This window comes from Amaricoccus sp., assembly GCF_047602525.1.
GTDB lineage: Bacteria > Pseudomonadota > Alphaproteobacteria > Rhodobacterales > Rhodobacteraceae > Amaricoccus.
This window is the reverse complement of sequence record NZ_JASGHB010000001.1, coordinates 2,666,645-2,680,643: the sequence shown is the minus strand read 5'-3', so window position 1 is coordinate 2,680,643 and position 13,999 is coordinate 2,666,645. Positions and strand designations below refer to the sequence as shown.

Genomic DNA, 13,999 nt, shown 5'->3' with positions numbered 1-13,999 from the left:
CGGGACGAACACACCGCGAACGCCGCTCTTTCCTTTCCCGCGCCGCGGCATTAACTTCGGGGCATGAGCTGGACGAGCGACGAGGCGGACGCCTTCGAGGCGGCAGCGCAGGCGAGGCCGCCGCTTCGCCTGTCGGAGCGTGCCATGCCCGGCGGTGCGCCGGTGGCCGGTCCCTGGCTCGACGGGCTGAACCCGGCGCAGCGCGCGGCGGTCGAGGCGATCGACGGGCCGGTGCTGGTGCTCGCCGGCGCGGGCACCGGCAAGACCCGGGCGCTCACGGCGCGAATCGCGCATATTCTTGCGGCCCGCCGGGCGCGGCCGAACGAGATCCTCGCCGTCACCTTCACCAACAAGGCGGCGCGCGAGATGCGCCACCGCATCGGCGGGCTGGTCGGCGGCGTGGTCGAGGGGATGCCGTGGCTCGGCACCTTCCACTCGCTTTCGGTCAGGATCCTGCGCCGCCACGCCGAGCTGGTCGGGCTGAAGTCGAACTTCACCATCCTCGACACCGACGACCAGGTGCGCCTGCTGAAGCAGCTGGTGCAGGCCGCCGGCATCGACGAGAAGCGCTGGCCGCCGCGGATGCTCGCGGGGCTCATCGACGGCTGGAAGAACCGCGCGCTCGGGCCGGACAAGGTGCCGGCGTCCGAGGCATCGGCCTACGCGCACCGCGGCACCGAGCTTTATGCCGAGTACCAGGAGCGGCTGCGGACGCTCAACGCCTGCGATTTCGGCGACCTGCTGCTGCATGTCGTGCATATCCTGCAGGGGCACGACGACGTGCTGGAGCAGTACCGCCGCTGGTTCCGCTACATCCTCGTCGACGAGTACCAGGACACCAACGTCGCGCAGTACCTGTGGCTCCGCCTGCTGGCCGGCGGGCATCGCAACATCTGCTGCGTCGGCGACGACGACCAGTCGATCTACGGCTGGCGCGGCGCCGAGGTCGGCAACATCCTGCGCTTCGAGAAGGATTTCCCCGGCGCGCAGGTGATCCGGCTGGAGCAGAACTATCGCTCGACGCCGCATATCCTCGCCGCCGCCTCCGGGGTCATCGCCGGCAACGAGAGCCGGCTCGGCAAGACGCTCTGGACCGACGTCGCCGAGGGCGAGAAGGTCCGCCTCATCGGCCACTGGGACGGCGAGGAGGAGGCGCGCTGGATCGGCGAGGAGATCGAGGCGCTGGGGCACGGCACCCGCGGCCTCGCGCCGGTCGATTCCGATGGCATCGCCATCCTGGTGCGCGCCTCGCACCAGATGCGGGCGTTCGAGGACAGGTTCCTCACCATCGGGCTGCCCTACCGGGTGATCGGCGGCCCGCGGTTCTACGAGCGGCAGGAAATCCGCGACGCCATGGCGTATTTCCGCGTCGCGGTGTCGCCGGACGACGGGCTGGCGTTCGAGCGGATCGTCAACGTGCCGAAGCGCGGCCTCGGCGACAAGGCGGTGCAGGAGATCAACCGCACCGCGCGTGCGGCCGGGGTGTCGCTGCTGGAAGGCGCGCGGCTGCTGGTCGAGCGGGCGGGTCTGCCGCCGCGGGCGCGCAACGCGCTGGGCGAGCTTGTCGCCGGCTTCGACCGCTGGCACGCCGCGATCCGGCGGGGCGAGCCCGGGCACGTCGATCTGGCCGAGCAGATCCTCGACGAAAGCGGCTACACCGAGATGTGGAAGGCCGAGCGCACGCCCGATGCGGTCGGCCGGCTCGAAAACCTCAAGGAGCTGGTGAAGGCACTGAACGAGTTCGAGAACCTGCAGGGATTTCTCGAGCACGTCAGCCTCGTCATGGACAACGACGCCGAAGATGGCGGCGCCAAGGTGTCGATCATGACGCTGCATGGGGCGAAGGGGCTGGAGTTTCCCGTGGTGTTCCTGCCCGGCTGGGAGGACGGCCTGTTCCCGTCGCAGCGCTCGATGGACGAGAGCGGGCTGAAGGGTCTCGAGGAAGAGCGCCGGCTCGCCTACGTCGGCATCACCCGGGCGCGCGCGCTCTGTACCATCTCCTTCGCGGCGAACCGCCGGGTCTACAACCAGTGGCAGTCGCAGCTGCCGTCGCGCTTCATCGACGAGCTGCCCGCCGAACACGTCGACGTGCTGACCCCGCCCGGCCTCTATGGCGGCGGTTTCGGCGCGGCGGCGCCGGTCGGGCGGTCGCCGGAGTCGGCGCTGGTCGACGCGGCGGCCAAGGCCGATGTCTACAACTCCCCCGGCTGGCGGCGGATGCAGGCGCGCGCCGGCGCCCGCGGCACCTCGCAGCCGCAGGAGGCGAAGAACATGGTGATCGACGCCACAGCGCTGCCCGCCTTCGATGTCGGCACTCGGGTGTTTCACCAGAAGTTCGGCTATGGCACCGTCGTCGGGGTGGAGGGCGACAAGCTCGCCATCGAGTTCGAGAAGGCCGGCCGCAAGAACATCGTTGCGCGATTCGTCGTGGCGGCGGACGACGTGCCGTTCTGAGCCGAGCCGGCATCCGGTCCCTGCATTTCCGAGCCAGCCGGCGGCCGCCTCCCGATCAGTCCATTGGATTTGATGCAACCGGCCTGTGCGCGTTGGGCGCGCGCCGGCATCGACCGAATGGGTGAATTGACAGATCGGAAAGGCGGCTCAAGATCGCAAGACGATAGGCGAGTGCCGATCGAGTGTGCGAGGAGACTGCGATGAGCGGAGACATTCCGAACGAGGCGGCACCGGACGGTCCGGCCAATCCGGATCGGCGCGCGGCTCTGGCGACCATGGGCATGTATGCCGGCGTCACGGCACCGGCGGTGGTGGCTCTGCTCACCGCCGATGCCTCGGAGGCCTGGGCGACCAGCGGCAAGACCGGGCCGAAGCGGCCGGGACAGCCGTCGCGCGGGCGGTCCCGCCGGTGATGGCGCATTAGGCGCAAGCGGCGCGGGCGGCTCCGAAATTCCCATGCTGGACAATCCGATCGCGCCGGAGGCGCACCCCTGCGCGCGCCTGGGCGCGCTGCTCGAACCTGTGGCCGCGCCCGACCTATCGGGCGAGCCGCGCCCCGTTGCGGTCGATCCGGCCGTGCTCGCGGTTGCCGGGCGATACCATCTGGTGCCGGCGCTGGCCTCGGCGCTGGCACGGCGGGGCGTCCGGCCCGACGAGCCGGAGCTTGCCGCCTATCTCGACGCGATGCACGCGCTGAACGCGCGGCGCAACGCGCGCCTGATGGCGGAGGCGGGCGACATCGCGGCGGCGCTCGTCGCTGCGGGCGTCCGGCCGCTGTTCCTGAAGGGCACGGCGCTGCTGCTGCTCGGCCTGCACGCCGATCCGGCGAGCCGGTTTCTCGGGGACATCGACATCCTCGTCCCGCCGGACCAGATCGAGGCGGCCGCCGGGGCGATCGCGGCGCTCGGGTTCGCCTGCGTCTCGTCCGCGCCGGCGCATGTGCACGACCGGGTGAAGCTCGCGCACCCGGACCGGCCGGCCGCGGTCGAGCTGCACCACCCGGCGGTTCCCGGCCACCTCGCCGGGCCGCTCGGCGCCGACGCCATGCGGGCCGCGGCCCGACCCGTCGCGGCCCTGCCCGGTGCGAGCGTGCCGTCGGCCACCGACCTCGTGCTTCACAATGTCCTGCACGGCATGCTGCACGACTGGAATTTCGCGATGGCCGAGCTGCCGCTGCGTGACGCGCTCGACCTCGCGCTGGTCGGCCGGGCGGGCGGGGTCGACTGGAACGCGGTCGCCGCGCGGATCGAGCGCGCGCCGCAGGGCGCCGCGGCGCTTGCCTTCGCCCTCGCCGCCACGCGGGAGGCGCTGCCCTGGTGCGACCTGCCGGAGCTGCCGGTCTCCGGCGCGTCCGCCCGGGCGCTCCGCGCCTGGCGCGACCGGCGCGGCGCGCCCACGGGACGGGTCCGCCGCCGCCTCGCCAACGTGGCGGAGCACTCCGGCCGGGCGTGGCGCGGCCTCAACCGCGCCCTGCACGGCGCCGGAGTCCTGGCGTGACGACGGTCAGAGCCTATCCCTTCGCCCGGCACCTCGTCATCGACCGTGGCGCCGCGGCGCCACTGCTGCTGCTCGACCCCGCCGGCCGGGCGATCTGGGAGTCGCTCGACGCGGGCGACTTTGGCGGCGACGTCCCCGAAGCCGTGCGTGCCGCCCGCATCCCGGCGCTGGCCGACCCGTCGCCGGCCGCCCCGCGCCTGCGTCGCGCCCGGTGGCCGCGCCGTCGCACCTACGCCTTCGCGGGGCCCGCCGTCGTGCTCGACTGTGCCGACGAGGAGATCCTCGACCTGATGCACCCGCGCCTCGCACATGCCGAGACGCAGGCGCCCGCCGCCGCGACGCTCCACCTGCGCCGCACCGCCACCGGCTTTGCCCTCATCGAGCAGGGCCGGCCGCCCGAGCACCACCACCGCGCCGAGGCGCTGGTCGGGGCCGTCGTCCGCCGGCTGGTGGAGATCGGTGCCGGCCGCGCCGACTGGGCTGCCGTGCTGCACGCCGCCGCCGTTGCCGATGGGGCCGGCGGCGCCATCGTGCTGCCCGGCGCCTGCGGTCGCGGCAAGAGCACGCTGACCGCCGCGCTGGTCGGGGCGGGGGCGGCCTACCTCAGCGACGACTGCGTGCCGCTCGACGCGCTCGGCCGCGCCGTCGCCGTCCCGTTCAGCCTGTGCCTGAAGCAATCCGGCTGGGCGGCGGGCGAGGCCGTGCTGCCCGCCTCCGCCGCCGCGCCGGTCTTCCACTGCGCCGAGCGCGGTCCCTGCCGCTATGTCGCGCCGCCGCGCGTCGCCGCCCGGCCGCTGCCGCTGACGGCCTTCGTGTTCCCGAGCTATGCCGAGGGCGCGCGCCTCACGCTCGCGCCCATGCCGCCGGAAGAGACGCTGGCCGCGCTGGTCGCCGGCCGCGCCTGGCTCGCCCGCGACCCCGCCGGCCTCGCCACCGCCCTCGCCGCCATCGAGCGCACCCCGGCCTGGCGCCTCGGCTATGGCAGCACCGCCGACGCGCTCTCGGCGATCGGGGACATCACCGCCGCCCGCCACGCCGCGGAATAGGCCGTCAGATGGTCCGCCCGCCGTCGACCTCGAGCACGACGCCGGTCACGAACGCCGCCTCGTCCGACCCGAGATAGACGCAGGCTCCCGCCACGTCCTCCGGCGTCGACAGGCGCCCGAGCGGGATGGTGGCGACGAACCGCGCCCGGTTCTCCGGCGTGTCCGGCACCCCCATGAAGCTCTCGAGCAAACCCGTCGCGCCCATCACCGGCGCGATGCAGTTCACCCGGATCGCGTCCGGCGCCAGTTCCGCTGCCAGCGAGCGAGACACCAGGTTTACCGCGCCCTTTGAAGCGTTGTACCAGGTGAGCCCCGGGCGCGGCCGGATGCCCGCCGTCGAGCCGATGTTGAGCATCACCCCGCCGCCCTGTGCCCGCATCAGCGGCACCACCGCCCGGGTCATCAGGAAGATCGCCTTCACGTTGATCGCGAAGATCCGGTCGAAATCCGCCTCGCTCACCTCCATCAGCGGCCGGTTGCGATGGGTCCAGCCGGCGTTGTTCACGACGATGTCGAGCCGCCCGCCCTCGGATGCCGCCTGCACCGCCGCCTCTATGTCGTCGGCGCGGGTCACGTCGCCGACGACGACGCGTGCGCCCGTCTGCTCCGCCACCCGGCTGGCGGCGGCGCCGTCGAGATCGAGGATCGTCACCGCCGCGCCTTCGCGCGCATAGGCCGCGGCGATGCCCGCGCCAAAGCCCGAGCCGCCGCCGGTGACGAGCGCCGACTTGCCCGCCAGCCGCTCAGCCATGGTTCAGGATCACGGTCTTCGTGGTGGTGAAGCCGTGCAGCGCCTCCATCCCCTTTTCCCGGCCGTGGCCGGAACGCCCGGTGCCGCCGAACGGCAGCTCGATTCCCGACCCGGCGCCGTAACCGTTGACGAACACCTGGCCCGCGCGCAGCGCCGTCGCCATCCGCATCTGCCGCCCGCCGTTCTCGGTCCAGACGCCGGCCACCAGACCGAACGCCGTGCCGTTGGCGATCCGCACCGCGTCGGCCTCGTCCTCGAACGGCAAGAGCGCCAGCACCGGCCCGAACACCTCCTGCTGCGCCAGCGGGTGATGCTCCGGCACCGGCCCGTAGAGGCGCGGCGCCACGTAGTAGCCACCCGCGGGCAGGCCGTCCGCCGAACGGCCCTCGGCGATCAGCGGCAGGCCATCCATGTCGGCGCGCGCGAGAAAGCTGCGCACCCGGTCCAGTTGCGCCGCCGAGATCAGCGGCCCGCAGTCGGCATTGAGGTACGACGGCGCGAGGCAGAGCCTCGGCAAACTCCTCGGCCAGCCGCGGCACCAGTGTGTCGAGCAGGCTGCGCTCCACCAGCAGGCGGCTGCCCGCCGAGCAGGTCTGGCCGGCGTTCTGCACGATGGCGTTGAGGATCACCGGCAGCGCCTTGTCGAGATCCGCGTCGGCGAAGACGATCTGCGGCGACTTGCCGCCCAGCTCCAGCGTGCAGGCGCGGTGGTGCTCGGCGCACGCCTTCTGCACCAGCGTGCCGGTTTCGGGCGAGCCGGTGAACGACAGGAAGTCGATGCCCGGATGCGCCGCCAGCGCCGCGCCGGCCTCCTCGCCGAGGCCGGTCACGACGTTGAGCGCCCCGTCGGGCAGGCCCGCCTGCTTGGCCAGCGCCGCGAGGCGCAGCACCGTCTGGCACGCCTCCTCCGCCGGTTTGAGCACGCAGGCGTTGCCGGCGGCGAGCGCGGGTGCCAGCGTGCGGCCGAACATCTGCGCCGGATAGTTCCACGGGATGATGTGTCCGGTCACGCCATGCGGCACCCGCTGCACCAGCACCGTCAGGCCCGGCTGACAGGGGATGGTCTCGCCATGCAGCTTGTCGGCGGCCCCGGCGTAGAACTCGAAATAGCGCGCCACCGCCGCGATGTCGGCGCGCGCCTGCTTCAGCGGCTTGCCGCAGTCCTGTGCCTCGGAGGCGACGAGATCTTCGGCGTGCGTCTGGATCAGCGCGGCGAAGCGGGCGAGGATGCGGCCGCGATCGACCGGCGCGGTGCGGCCCCACGGGCCCTCGAAGGCCGCGCGCGCCGCCGAGACGGCCGCGTCGATGTCGTCGGGACCGCCGCGGGCGATGGAGCCCGTGACCTCGCCGGTGTCGGGCGCGTGGACGGGAAGAAGGTCGCCGGAGGCGGCGGCGCGCCATTCCCCGGCGGCAAGGATGGTCGCGGTGTGAACGGGGTCGTGGATCATGCGGCCTCCCGATGTTGGAGTGAGCGGGATCGGCGGCCCCGCGCGCCGGAAAGCGCCGGGACCGCGGCACCGGGCACCGGCACCAATGCGATCCGGTCGGACGGCCTTCGGCCGGGGCTGCGAGCAGGTCGTCGACCAGCGGGCCCGCCTCGCTGTGCACGCGGATCGCGCGGACATGGCCCGGCATCCGCCAGGCGCAAGAACGGCACAAGGACCGTCGTCACCGATGCCATCGGCTGCGGCCTCCCCCCGGTCGATTGTCGTTCGTTTTGCCGGAAACGATAGAGCGGGAGAGGGGCCGCCGCAACCCGCGCGGGAAATTTCGCAGGTTCACCCGCGCGGCGGCTTCGGGCATCCTCGGCGCCCCGCCCAACCGAGCCGGAGCCTTCACCATGCCCGCCGCCCTCTCGCCGTCCCGCACCGATCCGGCCCCGGTGCTCGCGGAGCTGCGCCTCCTGCTCGGCGACCGGCTCTCGACCGCGGCGGCGGTGCGCGCGCAGCACGGCAAGGACCTGACCTATCACGCGGGCCACGCGCCGGACGCCGTTGCCTTTCCGCGCAGCACGGAGGAGGTCGCGGCGATCGTCCGCGCCTGCGCCCGGTCGGGTGTGCCGATCGTGCCCTATGGCACCGGCACTTCGCTCGAAGGCCACATCGCCGCGCTCGAGGGCGGGATCACGGTGGACCTGTCCGGCATGGACCGCATCCTCGAGGCCAATGCCGAGGACATGGACGCCCGCGTCGAGGCCGGCGTCACGCGCAAGGCGCTGAACGCCCACCTGCGCGACCGCGGCCTGTTCTTCCCGATCGACCCCGGCGCCGATGCGTCGATCGGCGGCATGGCCGCGACCCGCGCCTCGGGCACCAACGCCGTGCGCTATGGCACCATGCGCGAGAACGTGCTCGGGCTCACCGTCGTCACCCCGACGGGCACGGTGATCCGCACCGGCACGCGCGCGCGCAAGTCCGCCGCCGGCTACGACCTGACCCGCCTCTATGTCGGCTCGGAAGGGACGCTCGGCATCATCACCGAGGTGCAGGTCCGCCTGCACGGCGTGCCGGAGGCGATCTCCGCCGCCGTCGCCCCGTTTGAGACGCTGGAGGGCGCGGTCGACACGGTGATCGCCACCATCCAGTCCGGCGTGCCGGTCTCGCGCATCGAGCTGCTCGACGCGCTGCAGATGCGGGCGGTCAATGCCTACTCCAAACTCGCCTACCCGGAGCGGCCGACGCTGTTCTTCGAGTTCAACGGCACCCCGGCGGGTGTCGAGGAGCAGGCGCGGCTGGTCGAGGAGATCGCTGCGGGCTTCGGTGCCGGCGCCTTCCACTGGGCGACCCGGCCGGAGGATCGGTCGCGCCTCTGGCAGGCGCGCCATGACGTGCTCTGGGCCACCAAGATGCTGCGCCCGGGCGCAGAGATGAAGTCGACCGACGTCTGCGTGCCGATCTCGCGCCTCGCCGAGGCGGTGCTCGCCGCCCGCGCCGATGCCGAGGCCGCGGGCTTTGCCGCGCCGATCGTCGGCCATGTCGGGGATGGCAACTTTCACATGAGCTTTCTCATCGACGTGAACGATCCTGCCGAGATGGCCGCCGCCGAGGCGGTCAACGACAAGGTGGTGATGCGCGCGCTCGACCTCGGCGGCACCTGCACCGGCGAGCACGGCGTGGGCTCCGGCAAGATGCGCCACCTCGAGGCCGAGCACGGCGCGGGCATCGAGATCATGCGGGCGATCAAGCGCGCGCTCGATCCCGGCAACATCATGAACCCCGGCAAGATCTTCCGCCTCGACCCCGCCGCCGCCTTCCCGGAGCGCTGACGCCGATGCCGAGCCTCTTGGCCTATCTCCTCGTCGTTGCCGCCGGCGTCAGCGTGGCACTGCAGCAGGTGCTGAACGCGAACCTGCGCGCCGAGATCGGCTCGCCGTGGTGGGCGGGCGTCGTGAGCTATGTCGGTGGCCTGCTCGCCATCACCCTCGCGGCGCTTCTCGTCGATGGTCCGCGCCTGCCGCTGCCGTCGGCCGGCAGCACGTGGCTGTCGTGGACCGGCGGCCTCTTCGGCGCGATCTTCATCGCCGTCGTCGTGCTGATGGTGCCGCGCTTCGGCGCCGCCACGGTGCTCGCGCTCATCGTCGTCGGCCAGATGCTGGGCTCGCTCGCCTTCGACCACTTCGGCATCCTCGGCCTCGCGCAGCAGCCGGCGAGCCCCCTGCGCCTCGCCGGCGCCGCCTGCCTGATCCTCGGCGTCGTGCTGATCCGGTTCTGACCGGCGGCGGCGCCCGTCTCGACACGCGGTCGGCCAAGCTGTCCCGCAGCAATTGCGGGACGGCGAACTTCCAGGCGCAATTTCAGAACGATACCTGGCGTCCCTCCCGGTTTTCACGCCCGCGGCGCCTGCCGCTTGACCTTTCCCCAATCCGCCCGCTACCCCAAGCCTCGGCCCCTCGCTCGGAGACGCCCATGGACCCTGCCTATGGCCTGCGCTTCTTCGGCGCGCTCTTTGCGATCATGAACCCGCTCATGGTCCTGCCGCTGTTCCTCGCGCTGACCGACCGCTTCACGCCGGCCGACCAGCGCCGCACCGCGCTTTCCGTCACCTTCTACGCGGCGGTCATGTGCGCGGTGATCTCCATTGCCGGAACCTCGATCCTCGCCTTCTTCGGCGTGCGCATCGACGACTTCCGCATCGCGGGCGGGCTCGTGCTGGCGATCATCGCCCTCAACATGCTGAACGGCGCCGGCAACCCGGCGCACGAGGGCGGCCAGAACGAGGCGGTGGAACCGACCCGCGTCGATGCCGTCGCGTTCTATCCGCTCACCTTCCCGATGGTGATCGGCCCCGGCACCATCACCACGCTGCTCGTCTTCGTGCAGGAGGCGCGCACGCCGCTCGGCTACGCCGTCTTTGCCGGGGTGGTCCTCTTCACGGTCGCGCTCCTCGGCACGGTGCTCCACTTCGCCGCCGCGATCGGCGAACACCTCTCGGCGACGCTGCGCGTCATCATCTCCCGCCTGATGGGAATGATCCTGCTCGCGCTCGCCGTCGGCATGTTCACCGCCGGCCTGAAGGCCCTGCTGCCGGGCCTCGGCTGACGCCCGGGTTTGCCTTCCGTCGCGCGAGCGCTTACACCCCGCGGCAACCCGCGATACCCGAGAGGCGACTCCCATGGCCACCCCGCAGTACGTCTTCCACATGGACGGCCTCTCCAAGGCCTATCCCGGTGGCAAGAAGGTGTTCGAGAACATCCGCCTCTCCTTCCTGCCCGGCGTGAAGATCGGCGTCGTCGGCGTCAACGGCGCCGGCAAGTCGTCGCTGCTCCGCATCATGGCCGGCACCGACAAGGACTTTCAGGGCGAGGCCTGGGCCGCGAAGGGCGTCACCGTCGGCTACCTGCCGCAGGAGCCCGAGCTTGACCCGGCCCTCGACGTGCGCGGCAACGTGATGGAAGGCGTCGCGGCCAAGCGCGGCCTGCTCGATCGCTACAACGAGGTGGCGATGAAGGTCGCCGAGGACTACTCCGACGAGCTGATGGAGGAGATGACCACCCTCCAGGACCAGATCGACGCGCAGAACCTCTGGGATCTCGACAGCCAGGTCGACGTCGCCATGGAGGCCCTGCGCTGCCCCCCCGACGACGCGTCCGTCGACAGCCTGTCCGGCGGCGAGAAGCGCCGCGTCGCGCTCTGCAAGCTGCTGCTCGAGAACCCCGACGTCCTCCTGCTCGACGAGCCGACGAACCACCTCGACGCCGAGACCATCGCCTGGCTGCAGAAGCACCTGATCGAGTACAAGGGCACGATCCTGATCGTGACCCACGACCGCTATTTCCTCGACGACATCACCGGCTGGATCCTCGAGCTCGACCGCGGCCGCGGCATCCCCTACGAGGGCAACTATTCCGCTTGGCTGGAGCAGAAGGCCAAGCGCCTCGAGCAGGAGGCCCGCGAGGACAAGGCGCGGCAGAAGACCCTCAGCCGCGAGCTGGAATGGATCCGGCAGGGCGCCAAGGCCCGCCAGACCAAGCAGAAGGCCCGCATCAACGCCTACAACGAGCTGGCGTCGAAGTCCGAGCGCGAGAAGATCACGACGGCCCAGATCGTCATCCCGAACGGTCCGCGCCTCGGCGCCAACGTCATCTCGGTCGAAGGGCTGGAAAAGCACTACGCCGACCGCGAGCTGATCTCCGGCCTCGACTTCAAGCTGCCTCCGGGCGGCATCGTCGGCGTCATCGGCCCGAACGGCGCCGGCAAGACCACGCTGTTCCGCATGCTGACCGGCCAGGAGACCCCCGACGCCGGCACGATCGAATACGGCGAGAGCGTGCAGCTCTCCTACGTCGACCAGTCCCGCGACGCGCTCGACCCCGCGAAGACCGTCTGGGAGGAAATCTCCGACGGCCTCGACGTGGTGAAGCTCGGCGACGCCGAGATGAACTCCCGCGCCTACTGCTCCGCCTTCAACTTCAAGGGCACCGACCAGCAGAAGAAGGTCGGCCTGCTCTCCGGCGGCGAGCGCAACCGCGTCCACCTCGCGAAGCTCCTCCGCGCCGGCGGCAACGTGCTGCTCCTCGACGAGCCGACCAACGACCTCGACGTCGAGACGTTGCGGGCGCTCGAGGACGCCCTCGTCGACTTCGCCGGCTGCGCCGTGGTCATCAGCCACGACCGCTTCTTCCTCGACCGCATCTGCACCCACATGCTCGCCTTCGAGGGCGACGCGCATGTGGAGTGGTTCGAGGGCAACTTCGAGGACTACGAGGCGGACAAGATCCGCCGGCTGGGGCCGGACGCGGTGGAGCCGAAGCGGATCAAGTATAAGAAGTTTGCGCGGTGAACGTCAGCCCTTATCGAGCGCTTCATCCGCGAATGCCACGGTCCTCGGCGGCGCATCCGCATCCTCTTCGATGGAAACGAAGAATACCGTCGCGTCGACAAATCCCCCGCGTTGCACGCCCCAGCTAACTACATTGCCAGTCGCAAAGTCGCGTCCAACTCGCGGAGGTATCTTTCTGACCGCAGCTTTGAGCGCTCCCTCAAGAGTAGGCGAGACGGCTTCATAGCGACTTCCCATTTTATGTCTCCGCGCGTGTTCTATGACTTGTTGGCTACGCTTAATGCCAAGGCCCGCATTTTGAGTCCCAGCCCGCCGTAACAGTGACTTGATCTGCCCAGGCCACTTCCTTCGCGATCAAGCATGTCTCTAGCGCAGCCTTGAAGGTTCCGGCGGCCGCGCTGCCTCCACTGACTACGGCAGCGACTGCTGACGCCAAGCCAGCGCCCACCACGCAATCAGTTACGTCTTGGAGGCCGCCGGTTGGATAACAGATGTTCACGAAGGCATATTTCGTGCATGTCCTGTGATAAACAACTGGAACTTTAGTGCAAATTCTCTTCCCAAATACCTTCACGCACTTCAGCTTAAAATCTGTCTTAACTTCGGGCCAATTCTTTATTTGTGCTAAATTGAATCGATGACACTCCTTGCCGTGAGTGTCCAACTCATCGACAAAAAATTGCGGATGCGGGCATGCCCATGGGAAAGGCCAAGGCGCCACATAAGGTGAGATATCACTTTCCAACGCTTCCAGATTCTCATTCGAATCTTCTTCAAATTCGAGGGGATATTTAGATTTTGCCATAGCATATCTCCATTTTTATACTGGATAATTATCGAATTTTTTTAGAAGTAACAACCATGTTTCATATCACAATATCATCCGCTTTAAAAGATGGTTTTTGAGTTGGTGCGAAGAAGTGGAAGTAGGTCCGCATTTACAGCTCTCTTCCCTCGCACGCCTTGGTAGAGGGTCAGCCAATCCATCCCCTCGCGCCCAGCTATTGTAAGAAACGCAATGCGGAGACTACAGCAAGTAGGGTGGGTGCACGCACCCACCTTTTTCCTCCTCACTCCCCGAACTCGCTCTCCTGCCGTTTCGCCCCAGTCGGCAAGTACCATGCCGGCGTCGTCCGCCGGCAGCCGCCAGACCGCGTGCAGGTGGTCCGGCAACACCACCATGGCGTCCACCCGCATCGGGTGCTCCAGCGCGGTCGCGACGAACGCGGAGCGCAGTGCATCGGCGTGCTCGACCAGGGTCCACGCCCGGCGGTCGGCGGCGCGACGGTGAAGAAATAGGCGGCTCCGGGGACCGCGGTGCGGCGATAGTTCGGCATCCGGCCAGTCTCGCTGCCGCGCGTGTAAGGTGGGTGACTCACCCACCTTACGGATGTGGCGGTCTTGCGCGCCGTCCGGCGCTGAGCGCTGGTGATAACTGCAAGCCTTGCTCCAGTCCGCGGTCGCGCTAGCGTCGAGCGGTCACCCTCCCGGAGAGCCGTGCCCCCATGCCCCTCCTCACCCTGGAGAACCCCGTCTTCGCCGCCTATGCCGTCGCGGGGGCGCTGATGGTCCTGAAGCTGATGGTGCAGGGCTGGGCGACCGTCGTCCTGATGATCCGCTCGGACGCCGGCCTCCTCAACCCCGAGGATCTGCGGCCCGGCCCCGCCAACCGCAGCCCGCGGCCGGCGCAGCTTGACCCCGAGCCGCGGGTGGAGCGGTCGCGGCGGATGCAGCGCAACGATCTCGAGAGCATCCCGGCGTTCCCCGCCATCGGCGTCGTCTTCGTCACCGTCACCCCGCCGGCCTGGGCCGCGAACCTGATCTTCGCCGCCTTCGTCCCGCGCGTTTCGCCCATACCTGGGCCTATGGCACCGGCCAGCGCCACGAAGTCCGCGCCGTGTTCTTCTCCATCGGCTCCGTCGCGGTGATCCTGATGGCGCTCTGGGTGCTCCTCGCCGCGCTGCTCTGACGG

Annotated in this window: 11 protein-coding genes and 1 pseudogene; 9 read left to right on the top strand and 3 right to left on the bottom strand. The window is 70.1% G+C overall.

Annotated elements, in window-relative coordinates:
* Positions 1 to 63 precede the first annotated feature (63 nt).
* From QM699_RS13780 to QM699_RS13765, 4 genes are all read left to right on the top strand, one after another.
* Positions 64 to 2,454, top strand: coding sequence for an ATP-dependent helicase (locus tag QM699_RS13780; RefSeq protein ID WP_415011663.1), 2,391 nt, complete (start codon positions 64 to 66; stop codon positions 2,452 to 2,454).
* A gap of 200 nt (positions 2,455 to 2,654) precedes the next feature.
* Positions 2,655 to 2,867, top strand: coding sequence for a hypothetical protein (locus QM699_RS13775; RefSeq protein ID WP_415011662.1), 213 nt, complete (start codon positions 2,655 to 2,657; stop codon positions 2,865 to 2,867).
* Between the two features lie 43 nt (positions 2,868 to 2,910).
* Positions 2,911 to 3,951 (top strand): nucleotidyltransferase family protein, encoded by a 1,041-nt coding sequence (locus QM699_RS13770; protein WP_415011661.1) that lies wholly within the window; start codon positions 2,911 to 2,913, stop codon positions 3,949 to 3,951.
* Positions 3,948 to 4,997 carry a hypothetical protein gene (locus QM699_RS13765; protein ID WP_415011660.1) on the top strand — a complete coding sequence of 350 codons (1,050 nt, stop codon included), beginning with the start codon at positions 3,948 to 3,950 and terminating at the stop codon, positions 4,995 to 4,997. The genes QM699_RS13770 and QM699_RS13765 overlap by 4 nt, the downstream gene beginning before the upstream one ends.
* 4 nt (positions 4,998 to 5,001) lie before the next feature.
* On the opposite strand, the gene QM699_RS13760 is transcribed toward QM699_RS13765, so the two are convergent.
* On the bottom strand, positions 5,002 to 5,748 hold the full coding sequence (locus tag QM699_RS13760) for a glucose 1-dehydrogenase (RefSeq protein ID WP_415011659.1): 747 nt from the start codon (positions 5,746 to 5,748) through the stop codon (positions 5,002 to 5,004).
* Positions 5,741 to 7,196: pseudogene (locus QM699_RS13755) on the bottom strand (aldehyde dehydrogenase family protein). The gene QM699_RS13760 and the pseudogene QM699_RS13755 overlap by 8 nt, the downstream one beginning before the upstream one ends.
* A gap of 392 nt (positions 7,197 to 7,588) precedes the next feature.
* On the opposite strand from QM699_RS13755, the gene QM699_RS13750 reads away from it, so the two are divergent.
* The 4 genes from QM699_RS13750 to ettA all read left to right on the top strand — a co-directional run bounded on the left by QM699_RS13750 (position 7,589) and on the right by ettA (position 12,027).
* The gene (locus tag QM699_RS13750; RefSeq protein WP_415011658.1) at positions 7,589 to 9,013 is read left to right on the top strand and encodes an FAD-binding oxidoreductase; all 1,425 of its coding nucleotides are present in this window, start codon (positions 7,589 to 7,591) and stop codon (positions 9,011 to 9,013) included.
* A 5-nt stretch (positions 9,014 to 9,018) separates the two neighbouring features.
* The gene (locus QM699_RS13745) at positions 9,019 to 9,459 is read left to right on the top strand and encodes a DMT family transporter (protein WP_415011657.1); all 441 of its coding nucleotides are present in this window, start codon (positions 9,019 to 9,021) and stop codon (positions 9,457 to 9,459) included.
* Between the two features lie 194 nt (positions 9,460 to 9,653).
* The gene (locus QM699_RS13740) at positions 9,654 to 10,286 is read left to right on the top strand and encodes a MarC family protein (protein ID WP_415011656.1); all 633 of its coding nucleotides are present in this window, start codon (positions 9,654 to 9,656) and stop codon (positions 10,284 to 10,286) included.
* A 73-nt stretch (positions 10,287 to 10,359) separates the two neighbouring features.
* Positions 10,360 to 12,027 carry an energy-dependent translational throttle protein EttA gene (ettA, locus tag QM699_RS13735; RefSeq protein WP_415011655.1) on the top strand — a complete coding sequence of 556 codons (1,668 nt, stop codon included), beginning with the start codon at positions 10,360 to 10,362 and terminating at the stop codon, positions 12,025 to 12,027.
* Positions 12,028 to 12,304: 277 nt separating this feature from the next.
* Here the strand turns inward: ettA and QM699_RS13730 are convergent, their stop codons facing one another.
* Positions 12,305 to 12,832, bottom strand: coding sequence for a hypothetical protein (locus tag QM699_RS13730; protein WP_415011654.1), 528 nt, complete (start codon positions 12,830 to 12,832; stop codon positions 12,305 to 12,307).
* A 700-nt stretch (positions 12,833 to 13,532) separates the two neighbouring features.
* On the opposite strand from QM699_RS13730, the gene QM699_RS13725 reads away from it, so the two are divergent.
* Positions 13,533 to 13,955, top strand: coding sequence for an MAPEG family protein (locus QM699_RS13725; RefSeq protein WP_415011653.1), 423 nt, complete (start codon positions 13,533 to 13,535; stop codon positions 13,953 to 13,955).
* Positions 13,956 to 13,999: the final 44 nt, after the last annotated feature.